16 protein-coding genes are annotated in these 13,541 nt (G+C 39.2%); 8 read left to right on the forward strand and 8 right to left on the reverse strand.

Annotation, left to right across the window (positions count from 1 at the left end; genetic code table 11):
- Positions 1-36: 36 nt before the first annotated feature.
- Both FTV17_RS07190 and FTV17_RS07195 read right to left on the reverse strand, forming a co-directional pair.
- Positions 37-777, reverse strand: a complete 741-nt coding sequence (locus FTV17_RS07190; RefSeq protein ID WP_179998752.1) for a TetR/AcrR family transcriptional regulator — start codon at positions 775-777, stop codon at positions 37-39.
- 306 nt (positions 778-1,083) lie between these two features.
- The gene (locus FTV17_RS07195; RefSeq protein ID WP_179998753.1) at positions 1,084-2,346 is read right to left on the reverse strand and encodes a hypothetical protein; all 1,263 of its coding nucleotides are present in this window, start codon (positions 2,344-2,346) and stop codon (positions 1,084-1,086) included.
- Positions 2,347-2,466: 120 nt separating this feature from the next.
- On the opposite strand from FTV17_RS07195, the gene FTV17_RS07200 reads away from it, so the two are divergent.
- Positions 2,467-3,240, forward strand: coding sequence for a class I SAM-dependent methyltransferase (locus FTV17_RS07200; RefSeq protein ID WP_179998754.1), 774 nt, complete (start codon positions 2,467-2,469; stop codon positions 3,238-3,240).
- A gap of 53 nt (positions 3,241-3,293) precedes the next feature.
- Positions 3,294-3,869, forward strand: coding sequence for a hypothetical protein (locus tag FTV17_RS07205; protein WP_179998755.1), 576 nt, complete (start codon positions 3,294-3,296; stop codon positions 3,867-3,869).
- 49 nt (positions 3,870-3,918) lie between these two features.
- Here the strand turns inward: FTV17_RS07205 and FTV17_RS07210 are convergent, their stop codons facing one another.
- Positions 3,919-4,356 (reverse strand): protease inhibitor I42 family protein, encoded by a 438-nt coding sequence (locus FTV17_RS07210; protein WP_179998756.1) that lies wholly within the window; start codon positions 4,354-4,356, stop codon positions 3,919-3,921.
- Between the two features lie 78 nt (positions 4,357-4,434).
- Positions 4,435-5,001, reverse strand: a complete 567-nt coding sequence (locus FTV17_RS07215; RefSeq protein ID WP_171076732.1) for a hypothetical protein — start codon at positions 4,999-5,001, stop codon at positions 4,435-4,437.
- A 244-nt stretch (positions 5,002-5,245) separates the two neighbouring features.
- On the opposite strand from FTV17_RS07215, the gene FTV17_RS07220 reads away from it, so the two are divergent.
- On the forward strand, positions 5,246-5,878 hold the full coding sequence (locus FTV17_RS07220; protein ID WP_035264378.1) for a class I SAM-dependent methyltransferase: 633 nt from the start codon (positions 5,246-5,248) through the stop codon (positions 5,876-5,878).
- A gap of 30 nt (positions 5,879-5,908) precedes the next feature.
- Here FTV17_RS07220 and FTV17_RS07225 read toward each other — a convergent pair whose 3' ends face one another.
- The gene (locus FTV17_RS07225) at positions 5,909-6,376 is read right to left on the reverse strand and encodes a Holliday junction resolvase-like protein (RefSeq protein ID WP_035264256.1); all 468 of its coding nucleotides are present in this window, start codon (positions 6,374-6,376) and stop codon (positions 5,909-5,911) included.
- 132 nt (positions 6,377-6,508) lie between these two features.
- On the opposite strand from FTV17_RS07225, the gene FTV17_RS07230 reads away from it, so the two are divergent.
- From FTV17_RS07230 to FTV17_RS07245, 4 genes are all read left to right on the forward strand, one after another.
- Positions 6,509-7,153, forward strand: coding sequence for a ParA family protein (locus tag FTV17_RS07230; protein WP_179998757.1), 645 nt, complete (start codon positions 6,509-6,511; stop codon positions 7,151-7,153).
- A gap of 126 nt (positions 7,154-7,279) precedes the next feature.
- The gene (locus FTV17_RS07235) at positions 7,280-8,389 is read left to right on the forward strand and encodes an AI-2E family transporter (RefSeq protein WP_035264258.1); all 1,110 of its coding nucleotides are present in this window, start codon (positions 7,280-7,282) and stop codon (positions 8,387-8,389) included.
- Positions 8,390-8,509: 120 nt separating this feature from the next.
- On the forward strand, positions 8,510-9,088 hold the full coding sequence (sodC, locus tag FTV17_RS07240) for a superoxide dismutase [Cu-Zn] SodC (RefSeq protein WP_373687194.1): 579 nt from the start codon (positions 8,510-8,512) through the stop codon (positions 9,086-9,088).
- Between the two features lie 267 nt (positions 9,089-9,355).
- On the forward strand, positions 9,356-9,646 hold the full coding sequence (locus FTV17_RS07245) for a DUF3817 domain-containing protein (protein ID WP_179998758.1): 291 nt from the start codon (positions 9,356-9,358) through the stop codon (positions 9,644-9,646).
- Between the two features lie 30 nt (positions 9,647-9,676).
- Here the strand turns inward: FTV17_RS07245 and FTV17_RS07250 are convergent, their stop codons facing one another.
- Both FTV17_RS07250 and FTV17_RS07255 read right to left on the reverse strand, forming a co-directional pair.
- Positions 9,677-10,900: an MFS transporter gene (locus tag FTV17_RS07250; RefSeq protein ID WP_179998759.1), complete on the reverse strand. Its 1,224-nt coding sequence runs from the start codon at positions 10,898-10,900 to the stop codon at positions 9,677-9,679.
- 170 nt (positions 10,901-11,070) lie between these two features.
- Positions 11,071-11,952 carry a pirin family protein gene (locus FTV17_RS07255; RefSeq protein WP_179998760.1) on the reverse strand — a complete coding sequence of 294 codons (882 nt, stop codon included), beginning with the start codon at positions 11,950-11,952 and terminating at the stop codon, positions 11,071-11,073.
- A 305-nt stretch (positions 11,953-12,257) separates the two neighbouring features.
- Between FTV17_RS07255 and FTV17_RS07260 the strand changes: the two genes are divergently transcribed.
- On the forward strand, positions 12,258-12,986 hold the full coding sequence (locus FTV17_RS07260; protein ID WP_179998761.1) for a YoaK family protein: 729 nt from the start codon (positions 12,258-12,260) through the stop codon (positions 12,984-12,986).
- A 59-nt stretch (positions 12,987-13,045) separates the two neighbouring features.
- Here FTV17_RS07260 and FTV17_RS07265 read toward each other — a convergent pair whose 3' ends face one another.
- Positions 13,046-13,405 (reverse strand): hypothetical protein, encoded by a 360-nt coding sequence (locus tag FTV17_RS07265; protein ID WP_257219901.1) that lies wholly within the window; start codon positions 13,403-13,405, stop codon positions 13,046-13,048.
- Between the last annotated feature and the right edge of the window lie 136 nt (positions 13,406-13,541).

The raw sequence follows: 13,541 nt of genomic DNA on the forward strand, positions 1-13,541 counted from the left end.
TGCAAGATTTTCATGATAATTCAACTGATTGTAAGCTTAATTGTAGGTCAACAATAGCTGATTTGACTGGTTTTTTGTCTCAGATTGCGTCGTTGCTGCACGATGTGCTTTTAGGGAAAATTGATCTTCTTTCAGCGCATTTAAATATGCCGTTGCCAAACGATACGCCTCCTCACAAATACGTTCAGAAATCCGATCTTCTGTGTAATAACCATGTTTCATACAAGTAAAGATCATTTCAATAATGATCAACATACTGTCAGGTTGTTGCGGTAAATAATCATCTACCCGAATTGCTTTAAGTGCATCTCTTAAATCTTGACTGAACTGTTTGAGTTCCATTTGATGACGTAAATAGACTTGTCGGTTCAGTGGACCTGACAATATTAATAATCGGGCCACAGCAGATTCATTATAAAACTTGGCAGTGGTTTCAATCACAGCTGCAGCCACCATTCGACCATAAGCCGTCATACTTTCGTGCGGATGTTCTCGTATGACGTTTAAACCAGCTTCCTTGAGCAAGCTTACTAGTTTCTGCAAATGCAACTGTGCCATATGATGCAACAGATCATATTTTGTCGGAAAGAACTGATAAATACTCGCTCTTGGAATGTTTGAAGCATTGGCAATTTCGGGAATTGAAATTGACTCTAAGCCCATTTTAACCAAAAGTTTTTCAGCGGTTTGAATCACCTGCCTAACACGACGATGTGTACGCGATTGTTTTGGAGGATTCATTCCTGTTTCAGTTTTTACAATTTTCTTTTTATTCATCTGTCCCACCCAAATTCCATTTATATGGGTTTTTTTGTGCTCAAGTTGACACGTCAAAGATGCATGAATATTCCGATATTCATGAATACATCAGCATTTGAATCATTCAAATTCGTTATATATTGCCTGATCTTAGCAATGAAACAGAGTCATTCCATCGCTTTCGTTACAAAATAAACACGGATAAATTTTAAACAATATCGCTTTTTACGACAGATTGAGATCTATCACACACTCTATATTTTTTTAATTAAAGATAAAAAAAGCGCCGAAGCGCTTTGATCAATTGCTATGAAAAATTCAGCCTTACTCCACTGAAAATTTTTCTGCCTCACCAACAGTGTCTGATTCAAAAATACAGTTTCCTAACTCATCGCAGTGCATATAGAGATGCTTATAACTGATACTAAAGAAACCTTCGCCCTTTTTCACAATCAAAGGGCTCATATCCGCACTCAGCGCATCATCCATTTTGATCAATTTGGTAACACGGCGATCATTCATACAAATGAGATAGTGCTGTTTTTTAATTTCAATCTGGGCCAATCCAGTACTTTCCACATGTAATGGAATAATGTACTTACCATTAATATCAATCACATGTTGTTCATAGCTTTCTAATTTTTGGGTGATCACGTTAAAGACCAAGACTTTGCCAAAGCTGTCATGAAGTTGTGTTTTATTTTCAAACGGCAAATGAATCGAAATACCAAGCTTTTGTAAATCTTGTTCATCAACTCTTTTGTTGGTCAGTAAGATACGGGTAATCGTCTGTTTAAGACTGGCATCAAAAAAGCTACTGTCTAGTTGTAAATCGATGGTTTTTAAAATATTACCCAATGCTTCATTGTGAGTGCCAAGCAGATGTGCGATCACGCTTCGATAGTAAAATTTACTGTTCTTTTTAACTGCTCGAATCTGGCGATAAAAGTAGGTTGCATCAAATTCATGTTCAATAAAATCATGCAATAACGCAGAATTTGCTAATACAGCAACCGCATCATGGCCTGTATAAGGTAAATGTAGTGTATTGAGTTGAGGAATAAGTGGCTTAATCTTTTCATAGTGCTCGCGATCCAGATCAAAGTAAGGATCATAAACCACGATATATTCTGCATCGGACGCAATATCTGTCGCGTCAATTTGCATGTCAGCATTGACCTTAGGATCGTAAAAATCAGTATAACGGCGGTCTTCGATTTCAGCAGGATTAATTGAATATTGTGGCACCATAGAGACCACACGTGCTGCGCCCAATAACTTACTGTACTTAATCGCTGCGTAGCCGCCCATAGAACCACCATAAGCCACGACACGCTGAAATTGATTCAACAAAGGCGATATTTGCTCGATCAAAGCTTGCATGCTCTGTGATGGGAACCATGACTTTTGTTTTGGCATGATACCAATGACATTGTAGTCATATTTGGCTAAGGATTTTTCAGCATTAATGGCATTGCCTTTGGCACGACTGATCAAGTCACCAAAAGAGAGAACCAATGTTTCTGTTGTTCCTTTTAAATAAATTGCTCTGATGTGTTCGTCTTCAAATACTATTTGCTTATCCATTGCAATTCCGAAAAGGGTTCTCATCATCTGGTTTGCAAAATGAATCAATCGTTCACTTGCTTACATCACATTGTCGGTGTCATATTTTATAGATACTGTTCAGATTAAAAAGCGCAAAATATGACACATTCACTTCATCCTACTGCTGAAAATGGTTTTAGTTCTGCGGCTGAACTTTATCAACAAGTCCGACCAAATTATCCACAGGCTATCGTCACGTGGTTGAAAGATGAGTTGAATATTCATCCTGATGCAGTTGCGATTGACTTAGGTTCAGGGACAGGAAAATTCCTGCACTATCTAAAACAAGTCACCTCGAACATAATCGCCGTTGAACCGATTCCAGCAATGCTCGAACAATTGAAAATAGTACATCCTGAGGTGAAGACACTACAAGCATCAAGCCATCAAATTGCGCAATCAATGCATAGTGTTGATGCTATTTTATGCGCACAGTCATTTCATTGGTTTGCTGAACGACAAACATTGCAAGAAATACATCGCCTTCTTAAACCCCAAGGGCATTTAGGTCTAGTCTGGAACCAACGAGATATCTCAGTGGATTGGGTCAAAGCATTGGCGGATTACATCGCACCTTTTGAGTCCGATACGCCACGCTTTCATAGCAACCAATGGCAAAATGTATTTCAGCAGCAAGAATTATTTGAATTCCAAAGTTTAAGCACTTTCACTCAGCATCAAGTCGGCAGTGTTGAACAGGTCGTCAGCAAACGACTCTTATCTACCAGTTTTATTGCGGCAAGGTCAGCGGCAGACCAAGCAAAAATGAAAACAGTATTTGAATCGATCGTATTTGAACATACGGGACTCATGCCCCATGATGAAATTTCCTTTCCTTATATCACTTATGCCTATCACTATCGTGCGCGATAAACTAAACTTAATCTCGATCATTCATTAAAAAAACCAACAGAGGATTGACTCTCATGATGGCAAATCTTCACCCTATTCGACTTTCGATATTTGCACTCTGCTTGAGTATGCCTTTCACGCTCATTGGATGCCAAAAAACAGATCAAAACTCTCAGACCGAACAAAAAGAATCCGTTGATCCATCCGTTGAATTGAAAACACAAATCGAAGCTCAGCCGATCAAATCATTTGAATCCACTCCAAATGACGCACATGACGTTGCTTTGCTGAATCAATATGATCAAAGTTTTGAGCAATTGAGCGATGAGCTAGATGAAGAACTTCAGCAATTAAAAGCAGATGGCAATTTAAATGCGGATATGGAGTTCCAGCGTAAACGAGATCTCATTCAGTCCTCCCTCAATATGTTGAAAGAATTAGATCTTAAGACGGAACAAGGTAGATATATTCAAGGCTTATTTTATCAATACTGGGAAAATCAGATTGAGGTCTATCAAGAGCTCGAACAGTCTCCCGAAGATGAGCTTCGAAATCCTAAAGATGCAATTCGAAATATGAGTGATTATTATACTGCGAAAGCCCAACTCCAACATTGGAGTCAAAATACTAGTGTCACGAAAGAACAATAGCGTACATAGTAAAAGTACAACACAATTTTAGAAACGGTCTTCTGTCTGCTTAAGAAATACGTACTCGACATTGCCACGATGTTGGGACGTCTGTTTGAGTACGGTCTTGAGCAACTTCCCAAGGTCGCACATACGCCAATTCAATGAGTTCCTGACCAGGCTTTAGCGCAGTCAGCTTCACTGTCTTTTTACCTCCAACACCTACCATCGCTTCTGATTTTTCAGTCGCCAAATATTGTTCTTCAACTTTAAAGAGATGAAGCGGTTGCATGATTTGCCATTGATAACCCGTACTTGGATTTTCTGCTGCATTAAATTCTAAGGTTTCACCCACTTTCATCACCAATAGTGCAGGACAATTTTGCTGATCAGTGTAGTGATGGGACTCCGCTTGCACTTCAGAGACTGGATTTTGACATGCGGCAAGACTACTCCCGAGTACGCCAATACATAAACTTATCCATAAGGATGTCTTGCCAACGCTCATGATCCCACTCTCTCATTTATCTAATGATCAAAACTTTGAGCTGAAAATCATTTCAAACTCATCAATCTCAAATCATATTTAAATATTTCGCTTTTCTAACCATTCAATTGATTCGACGCGAATTAATTTGCATGCACCATCACCGATACCATTCCAATCCAAAGCTGACTTCCACACCAAATCTTTGGCATTGATTTGCACCAATTCCCCTTCTAAGCGCACCAGATCACCGCGTTGAACTTTCTTAATTTCTTTCGCAATTTCTGGATTAGCCGGGATAATGTGCATGTTACTCACCAACTGTGTTGCTAAACGTGGGTGAATCGGTGGTTTTGCCATTTTCCAATTTAAATAGCGGTCATACTGATTAATCGAAATTTGTCGTGCAATTTCAGGTTCTGTGAAAATACCGCGGGTCACTGCATAGTCGATGGGTGAAAATTGGGCTTGAGGATCATCGGTATATTCTTTTGAACCAAGAATACGAAATTCCCCTTCAAAGGGTTCCAATACTGAAATTTTTTGATCTGCCGAAGCTGGGGGTAAACCATTGGCAATATTAAAGTCGCTCGACTTCACACTGGCAGAGCTATAAGCCGAAACACCACCAAGGGCGATACATAATGCGAGAACTAACTTTTTCAACAGACATCCATCCTTCTTTATAAGTGTCAAAAACAACTCAACAGCAGCACATACATCTACTATGGACAACATCCGACTGAATTGTATTTAACCTAAATCTATATGATCTATCTTAGAACTTCATTCTGAAAAGGAAATTGATGAACAGTAACAATCTATCGTGATTTAGTCACAATTTTGTCTACTGTTAAAAGTGTATTCAACGTGTAAAATAATCAAATAATGGAAGATGTTAAGAACAAAAATGATCTACAAATTTTATCAGCAACGAGTATTCCCTCATATTCTGAATCAAGTCATGCAGTTACCAAGTATGATGGACAGCAGACGCCGTCTTCTGCTTCCGATTCAAGGTGAGGTATTAGAAATTGGTTTTGGTACAGGAATTAACCTGCCATTTTATCAAGCTGTGGACAGTCTCTATGCGCTTGAACCGAGCCTAGATGTATACAAATTAGCTGAACAACGTATTCAAGATGCACCGTTCCATGTGGAACATGTTCATGCTAAAGCGGAAAATTTACCATTTGAAGATCAATCTATTCAACATGTCGTCAGCACATGGACATTGTGTAGTGTAAGTCATGTTCAACAAGTTCTACATGAAATTAAACGTGTATTACGCATCGGTGGCACTTTGCATTTGGTTGAACATGTCGCTTACGATGCACAACAGCAAAAGAGTTTAAAACGTCTACAAGATCTTTTAACGCCAGTACAGAAAGTGATTGCTGATGGTTGTCATTTGAACAGAAATATCGAGCAAGCACTGCTTGATGCTGGCTTTGAGATTTCTGAACTCGATTATTTCGAAGCAGAAGAAGTGCCCAAAGTAGGTCGTCGCATGATGCTTGCTCGTGCGACTAAAACCAACTGATCACTTCACATAGTGGATTATTGATCCAAGCTAGTCTTGAAAGTCGATACGTATCGTCTCAAAACGCACACGCCCTTCGGCAATTGCATTCGCAATTGCCGTCTGACCTTTGGTGAGCCGTGCTCCACCACTTTTAATATCAATCAGTACAACTTCAATATCTTCTGCTGCGCCATCACCATCACGGAAATCTGTATATCCATCAAATACCACATAGTCGACAGGATCACCTAAGAATTTAGCATCACTGGGTAAATATTGAAATTCAGGCATAATCGGTGCTAATTGTTCAGCCATTTTACCTTTCAGTACCGCACGACTGGTATTTACACTGCGTTTTTGAGCAGCAGCTAATGCGTGTTGATGCTCAAGTTCAAGCTCTGCAATATATTGTTCATATTCTGCTTTGATGCGACCATTGCGGGTGGAGCTCAACATCATTGTGGTGATTACCACGCCAATACAGGCGCCTATTAACATTGCCATCCAAATGGACATTGACGTTCTCTATGACTTGTTATGCGGACAATTTAAACAAGAACTAAACTTTTGTCATGTATGCGCGTTTTGGCTGATTTTAATGCTAAGCTAAGATCAGACCTTATTTGAAGCATGTATAATTTTAAACTCATGAAAACGATACTGATTGCCAACCAAAAAGGTGGCTGTGGAAAAACAATTTCTGCGATTACGCTGGCGACAGCACTCGCACAGAAAGGTTATAAAGTTGCATTGGCGGATGCGGACAATCAAAAATCTGCATTGCAATGGTTAAAGCAGCGCCCAGAATCAGCAACACACATTCAAAGTTTAGACTGGCGCCATGAAAAATCGATTGGTGATGCACCGAAAAATCTTGATTATCTGATTATTGATGCTCCAGGCGCATTAACAGGTGAGCACGCTGAACAATTAATTGCAGAATGTCATGCAGTGGTCACACCTCTGCAACCTTCTTTTTTTGATATCGACAGCACGCGTCGCTTCTTAAAACACATCCATGACATTAAACGTATTCGGAAAGGTAAAGTTCAAGTTCATTTGGTGGCAAATCGTGTCAAACCAAATAGTCAGAGTGCTCAAGAGATCCAACAGTTCTTTACCAAAATTGATCAACAACCTGTTGCTTGGATTTCTGAACGAACAGCTTATGGTCAATTGGCGATGCAGGGTCTCAACATTTTTGATAAAAATCAAAAAACTTATTTATCAATACAACAACAATGGCAACCCTTGTTAGATGTTTTAATTGATGATCCAAGTGATTGGTTCTAAATAAAGAATATAGATTGTCGTCGCACTTTTTTTTCATTTTCATATATGATGTTAAATGCATACTCGAAATGAATCAGATGTGCGGCAGATACGTTTGAAAATCAAGAATATAGATCAGAGACTTTAGTGCAAGATTTTAATCCAACTTTACAGCGTGTACTTTTATTTGGCTTGTTTTTTATTCTGCTTTATTTGGGATATGACATTGTCAAATACTTTATCGTACCTGTGTTATGGGCTTGTATTATCGCCTATATGACTTGGCCTTTATACAAACGTATTCTCGCTTGGTGTGGTAATCGACCTACATTGGGTGCGTCTGTTATGACGTTCTTATTGGCACTCGTTGTCGGTTTACCGTTCACTTTTGCTATCTTCTTACTTCAACATGAAGGTCGAAACTTATTCTTTGATTTACAGCGCCAACTGGCTTCTGGTCATATCACCGTTCCTGATGTGATACGTGAATTACCCATTGTAGGTAAAGAAGTTTCTCGAATTGTACGTGACATCAATGCCGACCCAAATGCACTTTTTAGTAACATTAGTGTATGGATTCAAGGACATCTAAATTACGGTAAATTCGTAATTAGCGAAATTACCAAAAATTTAGTCAAACTTGGTTTTGCCATGCTCTCTCTATTTTTCTTTTACCGTGATGGACAAACGATTGTTCAACAGGTCAGTAAAGCGATGGAGAAAGTCATTGGTCCACGTATCCAACATTATATCGACACGATCTCTGAAACAACGCGTGCAGTGGTATATGGTGTTGGTTTGACTGCCGTTGCACAGTCGATATTGGCAGGAATCAGCTATTACGTTGCTGGTGTTCCAAATCCAATGCTTTTAACCATTATGACCTTTATCATGGCGCTGATTCCTTTTGGCCCTCCAGTGGCATATGGTGCTGTTTCACTGTGGTTATTTTCACAAGGTCAGACCGTTGAGGCAATTGGTGTAATGGCTTGGGGCGTTTGTGTGGTGAGTACAGCCGACAATGTCATTCGTCCTTTGGTCATTTCAGGTGCTACTCAAATTCCGTTCTTATTGATCATGTTTGGTGTATTGGGGGGGTTAGCGAGCTTTGGTTTAGTTGGACTCTTTATTGGTCCTGTAATTCTCGCCATTCTTTTAGCCATTTGGCGTGAATGGTTACATGAAACACTGGAACCAGAACCCGTGCCTAAAGCCACGATGGCCTACGATCAAGACAATGAAACACCACTCTCATAAGTGGTGTTTTATTTTTACTGATAAGAAATCTATACAATCAAATACTTAAATCGTTCTTGTTGCTAAATGCCAAATTTGTTTCAATGCGTTATCACTTACATGGAACAAGGATAGAACAGCATGCAAATGCAATCGAAAGTTTCAGCATTCAAAATTTCTATGCTCAGTGCATTGCTGAGTTTAGGCTTTGTGGGATGTGCAGCAACGCAAAATACATCTGCATCCAAAGAATCCAACACTAAAATCCAAACCATTCCTGTAAATGCGGTGAGTGCTCAAGGAGTTCATGATCAAATTGGAACGATTAGCTTCCAAGATAGTGACAAAGGTCTTGTAATCACAACGGACTTAACTAAATTATCACCTGGATATCACGGGTTCCATATCCATGAAAAAGGCTCATGTGAGCCTGCTGAAAAAGATGGAAAAATGGGCGCTGCTCTTGCCGCTGGTGGACATTACAATCCAAATCAAGCGCCTGGGCATGGTACGCCAAATGATGGTCATCTAGGTGACTTGCCTGTATTGAACGTTGACGCGTCAGGTAATGCAAAAACACAAGTGATTGCACCACGTCTTACACTTGCAGACATTCAAGGTCTATCCATCATGGTACACGCAGGTGGTGACAATTATTCAGACCAACCTAAACCACTAGGTGGTGGAGGTGATCGTGTGGCATGTGGTGTTATACGCTAAGCTACACCCAAGACTCATCAAAGGATTAAGCTCTAGCTTAGTCCTTTTTTATTTCGCTGATGATCTATAAAATGTTGTGAGTATCACTTCATATCCATCTTTATAGACATGATTGACATATTAGCTTATTTTTAAATCTACTATCATAAAAAGCGATTATTATAAATTATATTTCCCTTAAACAATGCGATCTAGTCCACATAGTTTCTGACTTTGCTACAACAACGATTAGGTAAAATAGGATGTCGTCTTTTGTGGGGTTTGAGAATGAATATTAAGTCTTTACGTATTATTGGTTTACTTGAAGGGATTTCATTCCTACTACTGCTCTTTTTTGCCATGCCAATGAAATATATGTTAGATCAGCCTATTTATGTGAAATATATTGGCATGGGACATGGCGTTCTATTTGTGCTGTTTTTAGTCGTATTATTTGTGGTATGCGAGAAGCAAAAGTGGTCTATCAATGTATTTATTCTTGGGCTGATAGCTTCCGTTCTACCCTTTGCCCCTTTTATTTTTGATCGTAAACTCAAACATCTCGAACAAATACAATGATTAAAAAAATCCTCCACAAGGAGGATTTTTTTATGCTGAAGTGGCTCTTTCTTGCATGATCTGATGAACAATTTTTCTTGGAGCACTAAACCACAGTGCAATAAGGATAAAACAAGCCAATGCATATGCCATCGTGCCGTAAGATTCATACATAATGCGTACAATTTCGATCACAACAAAGAATGCAATCATCATAATCATGCCTACTGCGGCAGCAACAGTTCCTTTAGATACCTCAGATGCATCTAAACTGAAACGATAAAGCACAGAAAAACTACAGCCCTCACCAAAACTGATTAAGGTCATGCCGATAATTAAGCACCATAACAAATAATCCTGCCAAATCGCACCAGCCAAAACGATAAGCGTTCCAACCAACATCAACGGCAATGCAACTACCACGGTCTTTCCTACTGCATAGCGATCAATGACGCGAATCAGGACAATATTTCCAATAATTAAACCACCCAATACAGGCACCTGTGCATAGCCATATTGCATATTGGTCAGACCGAGCTGCTCGACTAAAATTACAGGTGACATAGCGATCCACAAAATCAGTGGAATTGAGACCATGGGTACTGACAAAGCCAAGCCCATAAATTTTTTATTTTTAAAAATGGCTTTGAAGTCATCCCATACATAGCTTAATGGTTGCTTTGGAATACTCAAATGCTGCTCAGGCATTTTTGCTTTAAGACCAAACCAACTTAAGGCTGCTAAAAAGGCAATCCCAATGAAACCCCAATGCCAAGACACATGGTCTACCATAAATGCGCCTAGCACAGGACCAAGTAATGGTGCGATCAATGAAATATTCGCCATTAAGGCCATGACTTTAATCGCATCTCTTTCTTCAAAAATTTCTTGGATGGCAGCATAACCCACAGCTGAAATAATGGTCAGCCCAATCCCTTGTAAAAAACGAAATGCAAGAAATTGCTCTATAGACTGGGTGAATAAAATGAGCAAACAGCAGACCACAAAAAAGAAAACACCTCCAAGGAGTACTTTTTTACGACCTAAGCGATCTGATAACGGTCCTAAAAACCACGCCAAACATGCTCCACCCAATAAAAAGAAAGACATGGATGATGGCGCCCACTCACTGCCTACACCAAACTCACGTGTAATCGTAAGCATCGCAGGTTGTACAAGATCATTACAGATATAGACTGAAAATTCGAAGAGCACCAATGCCAAAGGAAACATAATTGTTGCCCGACTTAAGGTTGCTTTACTCACCTTTTGCATGTTTTTTTCACATGTTTGAATATTTTTTGGAAGCGTAGTTTACGTGAAATGCATCACAACGCCATGACAAAGTTTTGCGTTTTTGTAACCCTTAGTTGAGAAACAAAGTCTGAAAATTAAACGAAAATTTAGCCTTTATCGCAAATCAATTTCTCACCCAAATATTGACATCATTTGGCAGCAATTGCATGACTTTTCAAAAAAGTACCATGCTTCATTTCCTCAATCGCTTCAACAATCTCATCTTGTGTATTCATGACATAAAAACCACGCCCGACTAAAGGTTCGTTCAGCGGCTGCCCCATGAGATATAAAATTTTGCTATCAGACAATGTGGTGAATTCAACGTTTTCACCATGACTTGAAAACACCGCCATTCCCTGATCAGTCAGCAATTCATCATCTATGCCAAATTCAACTTTACCACGGCGCATATACATCAGTGTGGTATCCAAATGTCCTGCTGGTAATGTGAGTGTGTGACCTGCTTTTAAATCCAAATCCAAAACCAGCAAAGGACTATGGACTAATGCTGGTCCTTGCACTTGCATAAAGGCTCCAGCAATGACACGCGCAGTACCCGCATCATGAGCTAAATCTACAACCGGGATATTAGATTTGAGTAAGCTTTGATAACGCGGATTCGATTTTTTTGCAGTTGCTGGCAAATTCACCCACAGCTGAATCATTTCAAATCGTCCACCTTCTCGGGAAAATGACTCACTAAATTTTTCTTTATGAATAATGCCTGATGCAGCAGTCATCCACTGTACATCACCTTTCTGAATAACACCTCCACCACCTTGCGAATCCCAATGCTCTAACTCACCTTCATACACGAACGTGACTGTCTCAAAACCACGATGTGGATGTTCTTCAACACCTTTACGCAGTTGAGAGGGTTTCAACGTACCGGGACCAATATGATCGAGAAGCAAAAATGGGGATACTGTATTTCCCAGTTCATAGTGTGAAAAAACAGACACAACCGGATTAAAGTCACCAACTGAAAAATGACTGTCGTTACGATGGATAAAAGCGAGTGTTTTCATTTTTTATCTTATTTATTGAATGACTTTAGTTTAATGCGGTTTTAGATTTCACTCTACGTTAATTTTATGATGCTTCCAGTTGTGTTTTATCAATTGAAATATTTTTGTCATCAAAATTTGATGCAATTTGAAACATATAAAATGTTAGAAATCATCTAATCTGAACATTCACCAGTGATCAATATGAAACTTTTAATTACTTAATGTTCATGTGGACTAATTCCACAAAGCAAAGGATCTGCAGACTCGAGAAAACACTTGTTTTGTCGATGTAATCTCTCAGTACACCTTGAGCTTTTAGAACTATGTCAAAATGCTACATACCAATTAAAAATCGCTGGCGACATCATCATGAAGCTTCGATTCTATCGCTCGTCGGTGGTTGGCTAAATACCGTTGGATTTATTTCATTATTTGGCATTTATACCAATCATGTTACTGGCTATATCGTAACTGCAGGCAAAGAAACGATCCTGGGAGGATTAGGACTGTGGGCTCTTTTTATTGGCATTTTCGTATTTACGATTGGTATTACCGCATGGTGTGAACAACGTTGGAAAGACAAATATCCGAACATCTTACTTGGGTTCTTTATTGCAGAGACAATACTGTTAACGCTCTTCATGCTGGCGGGACTTAATTTCAGCCCGTTTTATACTTTGGCTGAATTTAGCGCAATACTTACCGCAACATTGGGCATTGCTGCAATGGGAATTCGAAATGCCATTATCCGAACATTACTATCTACAATGGCTACCTCAACCTTAATGACGGGCAATCTTGCTCAACTCACCATTGATTGTACTATTGCTTATGGAACGCCTCATGTATCAGAAGAACGCAAACAAATTGCCAAACAAAATATTCTAAAAATCTTACCGACTATTTTGTCCTTCAGTTCAGGGGCAATATTAGGTGCGATTACTTATATGTTGTTTGGCTTCTTATGTATGATTTTTCCCATTTTAGCGATGGGCTATATTTGCTATCGTGAGTGGCGCTTCTCGTCTGCTCATCCTTATTCGACTCAATAGCACGCAATAAAAAAGGCATAACTCACTATGCCTTTTTAAACCGAATTTCTGGTCTGATGTCATGGACAAAGCGCGGTTTGGAAAGATTTTGTATTTTTTCCACGCACACATTTGTATTCAGTTTTCTTATTCACTTGCTGCCATTTACCATCGTTCAATTTAAAACTATAGATAAAGCGTTCGGCAGCAATTGAGTCATCCATCAAGCCTGTTTGTGTCACTTTGACTTCTGCTACGGTCGGTGCTTCGACACGATTGAAATACTGACGTAATTCAACAGTCGCAAGTTCATTGCGTAATTTAGGATGTAGCTTCAAGACTTGCTCTAAAGGAGTGTCATTCCCATGTACTTTAGAAATAACATTTTTCGTAGTAGCACACCCCGTGAGCATCATGCTAACTAGACCAACTGTGGTCATTATTTTCATCATCATTGTTTTACTCAGTTCGCCATTGATCTTTTACATATGATGTTCTGAACTGTTGTGACAAAAAAGAACAGATATGTATGCTATTTTTTTCAGGATCAAATGTATATCACTCGATATCCTTTGG

The sequence above is a fragment of the Acinetobacter sp. YH12239 genome, assembly GCF_013417635.1.
GTDB lineage: Bacteria > Pseudomonadota > Gammaproteobacteria > Pseudomonadales > Moraxellaceae > Acinetobacter.